The sequence below is a fragment of the Synechococcus sp. R6-10 genome (genome assembly GCF_047461815.1).
GTDB lineage: Bacteria > Cyanobacteriota > Cyanobacteriia > Thermostichales > Thermostichaceae > Thermostichus.
Map to the genome: position 1 here is coordinate 1 of NZ_JANSHW010000118.1, position 4,951 is coordinate 4,951.

Consider the following 4,951-nt stretch of genomic DNA (forward strand, 5'->3'; position numbering starts at 1 on the left):
CTCTAGGACCTCTCTAAAACCCGATTTCTAGTTTACATAACTTTATAAAAGCTGAGTCCAGGACCTCGTCTCACCACCATGAAGCAAGCCGGCGGGGTGGGAATCTGCCAGCTCAATGTTGCCGATGGGCCGATTCAAGGTAGCCACTTGCAGAGCAGAAGCTGCGGAGGGATCCCCAACCATCGCCAGAGTTGAGAGGTGCGTTCGATGGGGGTATAGCGCAGTTGAGCGTACAGTTGCCGCGCGGGGAGATTGTCTTCCAATACGTGCAGATGCAAACAGCGGTAGCCCCACCCTTTCGCCACCCCTTCAGCACTAAGCAAAAGCAGACGAGCAATTCCTCGCCGCCGCCAGCCGGGCAGCACCGCCAAGTTGGAGAGGTAGGGATACTTCCCGTGGGCTGTGACCCGCAAAGAGATCTCGGCAGTGCCCACCACTTCGGATCCCACCGCAGCTGCCAGACAGCAGTAGTGGGGATCCCTTGCGGCCAGCCTGAGGCGCAAATCTTCGCGAATACCCAGCTTGCAAATCGGGTGGATCCAGCGTTGCAGGCCTGAGGGCGGATAAAAAACCTGCGCCAGAACTTCGGCCAAGGGATCCAGATCGCCCGGTGTAGCCGGGTAAACCACAGGGGAAGGCAACACAGGTTGAGACGGGGCAACCGCAGGCATCCCCCTTATTTTCCCAAACAACTTGCAAACAACAAAACAATAAGTGGTGACCCCCACGGGGAGCCACCACTGAACCGGTAGAACTTGGCCACAGGGAGGAAAACCACCCCTGCCGACGCGGACTAACCGCATCCAAGACTTAACTAAGACTTATTCAGTTGTCTTAACTTGTAGCTTTTTTTTCCAATTTCTAGGTTTTTCCAATTTCTAGGCCAGCGCCAGTGGCCGCTCCGACACCAGAATCCGACTCTGAGGTTTACGATGAGATCTCCAGATCGCTAAAATGGCAGGCTGAGCCGTTGATGCGATAGATATCATCCGTGATGGGCTGGTAACCCACTTCCACCAGATCGGACTTGGCAGGAGCAAATATGCGGATAATTGCTCTAGCAATCTTTGAGAGAAAGGTAAACATAGCAACCTCCTGAAAGTGAGAGTGAAACTATGAACTGAGAGAACCTCGAATTGCTAAAGCCCGCAGTCCTTGTCCCACTGAGCGCTGGTTCCGACTCGCAGAGCTTGCAGGTTGAGAGCACCTGAACCTGATCACCGATTTTCCCACCCTGACTCGCTCATGAATGGAGACTCAAAATAGCCGGCTGAGCTTGTTGATCTGGCAAAACCACTTTTATTTGAGGATTATTTGAGGAACACCTAGAGCGCTCTCTCACTTTCCCAGTGGCTTGTGCAGCAAGCCCAACTGCTATCTGCCTAACTCCCTTGTTCTGCTTCTGCTTTGAGGAAAACCTGTCGTAGGTACCAGGTGCTCTGCTGAGCGAGACAACCACTTCTCAGGAGAGTCTGCCGAAGCAACGGATCGGAAGCTTGGATCAAAGCGTTGACCGACAGAGAACCTTGGACTTGAATTTTGGATTTGATTCAATCGAGAAGCGGTGCCTCGCGTTTGAGATGGGGATGAGATATTATCCTCCTCGCCTGAATCACTACATTCATAATCTAACCTATAGCCGATCTCTCCACCAAGGGCGGCAACCATTCTTAACAGGCTGGATCATTCCTTTAACTTGGTCTTTTCATCTCTTTTTGGTTCAGGTCAATGAGGGATCCCAGCATTCTGGATTCGGATTCCTCAGCCTCTTTCCGTCACAGGACACCTGATTTTTTGGGGAAACAAGCTGGCTCGGCGCGAGCCTTGAGCTAAACAGAAATAAACGCAAAAAAACAACGACCAACCCCTGCTTCGGGCTTAATCGCCGGAAGGAACTCATTCCCTATCCTAGAAAACTCAATCCAGCCGCAGCCCGTTTTCTGGGTTAAGAGAATCTTTATTCCGGGGCCGAGAGCGCAGGATCAAGAGGGAAAAGTAGGGGGGCCGGTAGTCGGCCAGTCCTTCCAGGGTGGGGAAGAGGGTTTGCTGAGGCCAGCCGGCCCAGACCACCAAGCTGGCTTGTTGCAGCCAACCTCTTTCGGCCAGCCACTGCCAAACCTGAGGGTAGACAGAGGCCACTTTCATGAGGACGACTACCTCAGCCCAGGCACAAGCCTGCTCCAGTTCCGAGAGGGCGAACAGAGCCGGTAAAATCGCCAATTTCTCGGAGCCGAGCACCAAGGGGGATCCCAGGGCAGCAGCAGCGGCTAAGGGAGAGCACACCCCCGGTACGGCCTGAATGGGCAAGTTGGCGATCCGCTCCCGCAAAGCTTGGGCCACGTAGGCGAAGGTGCTGTAGAGGCCCACGTCTCCCTCACAGATGAAGGCGACATCTTCTCCCCTTTCTAGGAGTGGGGCTAGTTGCTGGGCAGCCACTCGCCAGGCAGCTTGCAGGACTTCCGGCTGGGTGACAAAGGGCAGGCGAAGCGGCAAGAGGGTTTGTTCCGGTCGCAGCCAAGGGCGCACAATTTGGTAGGCCAAGCCCGGCTGGCCGGCAGCATTTTGGGGACAGGCCACCCAGTTGACCGTGCTGAGGATGCGGGCTGCTTTGACCGTGATCCAGTCGGGATCCCCTGCTCCAGCACTGATCCCCCAAAAGGTTCCCAGACCCATACTTAATTACGTATCAGGCGGTCTCTGTACTGCCCGTACTTCCTTCCTTCAGGCGATCCAAGGCTTCCTGCAAGGAGTTGCGCAAAGACAGGAACTTCTCCAGGCGCACCAGCTTCACCGTTTGGGTGATGCGGGGATTGCTCACCACCTGAAAGACACCCGCACGGCTCTGCACCAGCTTGGCCAATTGCACCAGGGCGCCGACGCCAGAGCTATCGATGAAGTCGATCCCTGTCAAATCCAAGATGAGGTTAGGGGATCCCTCTTCCAGGTATTTGGTGACCACCTTAACAAAGACCGGCTCGGAAAAGGCATCCAGAAGGCCAGTCAGGTGAAAGACCTGGCAGTTTTCCAGCGCCTCGCGGCTGCCGCGCAAGCTGACCGTCAGAGATAGGGGTTCCGGAATGGCTCTTCTCCTTTCAACCATCTCGACAGAAGGGAACACCTGAGAGAGGCCCCAGGGTGGGTTCAATCTCGGGTGTGGAGATAGCTTAGCATCCCCGTTCTCCGCGGGAGACGGTATTTTTCCGCTGGGCCTTTGGGGGAATTACGCCTGGGAGCAGGGATTTCTTCTTTCTGTTCCCTCGTGGCAAGCCAGGAGTCCTTGGGTAGGATGGGGGCAACTGTGCCGGCAAGGTCGGCCCGCAGTGCACGAACGGCTTTTGGGAGCCTGTCAGGTTTTTAAGGGGTAGGCGGTTGGGAGAGGATCACCAAGATCCAAAGATGCAGCAGCAACGATTCAACCTTTCCCCCATCACTCTAGCTGGGGTGGGTTTGGGCTTGACGGCTGCCGCCTTTGGTGCCGCCTGGGGAACAGGGATCTACCTTCAAGATCACGTGCTGCCGCAGGTGGAAGCAACCCTCTCGCAAGCGATGCGCCGGCGCGTGGAATTGGGGGAGGTGAGGTTTCTGGCCCCCTGGCAGGTGAGCTTGGGAGAAAGCCGCGTTGAACATCTGGCCAGTATCGGCTCCATCGACCTCAGCCCTGATTTCTGGACTTGGCTGCAGACGGGTCAGTGGGTGCTGAATGTTACCCTAAACCAGCCGCAACTGCTGCTGATGGAAACGCTGGATCGCGGCTGGGCGGATGTGCAGTTTCAACTGCCCGAAGGGGAGGGATCCCTGCCTTTCCAGGGGCTGAATATTCGCTTGCGCCAGGGATCCCTGACGGCCATCCCTTTGGTGGGGGAGCGACGCCAGTTTGATCGGCTGCAGGGCCAGGTGCAGGTGTGGCTGACTCACAATGCCCCGCCAGGAGAGGAGGATCTTTTCGGGGGGCGGGCCAGTTTCCAGGCGACGGCACGGTTGCTCCCTCGGGAGGGGGAGGGGGGGTACCCCCTGCAGCTCAGGGGGGTGGCGGATTTTGCCCAGGCTTCCGGTTCGGTGACGCTTTCTGCGGCTCGTCTGCCTTTGGATCTCTTGCCCAGTGTGGTGCCGGCGGCCCCTTTTGCGGAGGTGCAGGGGGAAACTGGCTTGGATCTCCAGGTGCTCTGGCGGCGGGATCAACCGCTGGAGTTGACGGGGCAGGCCCAGGTTCAACAGGCTCGGCTGGATCTGGAGAGGTTGCCCCATCCTTTTGAAGAGGTGAAGGGCTCCGTTCGCTTTACCTTGCAGGGGTTGGAGCTGGAGGGGGTGAGCGGTCGCTTTGGTCAGCTTTCCTTTGCCGAGCTAAAAGGCCCGGTGGTCTGGGAGCAAGGACAGGGGTTTGGTTTGCAGGCGGAAGTAGCGCCGGCCCGCCTGCAGCAGATCCAAGAGACGTTTGCCTTTGGCCTGCCGGTGGCGGTGGAGGGGGTGGTAGGGGGATCCGTAGCGGTCACTGGAGCCTTGGATCAGCCGCAGATCCGGGGACAGTTGCGGGGGCTTTCGCCGGGGCGGGTGGATCGCCTGCCGGTGTCGGAGTATGCCTTTGGCTTCCACTTTGCGGATCAAACCTTGACTTTTGAGGCAATCCACCTAAGGGCGGCGGGGGGTCGCATTCAGGGATCCGGCCAATTGCAATGGGCTGCTGGCTTGGCGGGCCAGTTCCAACTGCAGGTGACGGGGATGGATGCGGAGCAGGTGCTGGCTTTCTACGGGGGAGACTTGCCGCGCCGGGGCGCTCTTCCTTGGGTGGGGCCGGTTTCCGCGCAAGTGCAGGTGACGCTGACGGGATCCCAACCGCGGGCGGAGGCCAGCTGGGAAAGTCTTGGGGGAGAGATTGCCGGAAGAGGGCAGCTGCAGGTTTTGCCGGAGGGTCGGGACTGGGTGGTGCAGGTGCCGCAGGCGGTGCTGGACGTGG

General features: G+C 57.9%; 4 protein-coding genes and 1 pseudogene. 1 reads left to right on the forward strand and 4 read right to left on the reverse strand.

Features of this window, described 5'->3' with window-relative positions:
• Positions 1-134 precede the first annotated feature (134 nt).
• The 4 genes from NW837_RS03945 to NW837_RS03960 form a co-directional block, all read right to left on the reverse strand.
• Positions 135-671 (reverse strand): N-acetyltransferase family protein, encoded by a 537-nt coding sequence (locus NW837_RS03945; RefSeq protein ID WP_414329360.1) that lies wholly within the window; start codon positions 669-671, stop codon positions 135-137.
• A gap of 256 nt (positions 672-927) precedes the next feature.
• On the reverse strand, positions 928-1,086 hold the full coding sequence (locus tag NW837_RS03950; protein WP_414329361.1) for a hypothetical protein: 159 nt from the start codon (positions 1,084-1,086) through the stop codon (positions 928-930).
• Positions 1,087-1,917: 831 nt separating this feature from the next.
• The gene (locus NW837_RS03955) at positions 1,918-2,673 is read right to left on the reverse strand and encodes a precorrin-2 C(20)-methyltransferase (RefSeq protein WP_414329362.1); all 756 of its coding nucleotides are present in this window, start codon (positions 2,671-2,673) and stop codon (positions 1,918-1,920) included.
• Between the two features lie 13 nt (positions 2,674-2,686).
• Positions 2,687-3,100: an STAS domain-containing protein gene (locus NW837_RS03960; RefSeq protein ID WP_414329363.1), complete on the reverse strand. Its 414-nt coding sequence runs from the start codon at positions 3,098-3,100 to the stop codon at positions 2,687-2,689.
• Between the two features lie 296 nt (positions 3,101-3,396).
• On the opposite strand from NW837_RS03960, the pseudogene NW837_RS03965 reads away from it, so the two are divergent.
• Positions 3,397-4,951 (forward strand): annotated as a pseudogene (locus NW837_RS03965) (translocation/assembly module TamB); the annotation flags it as partial.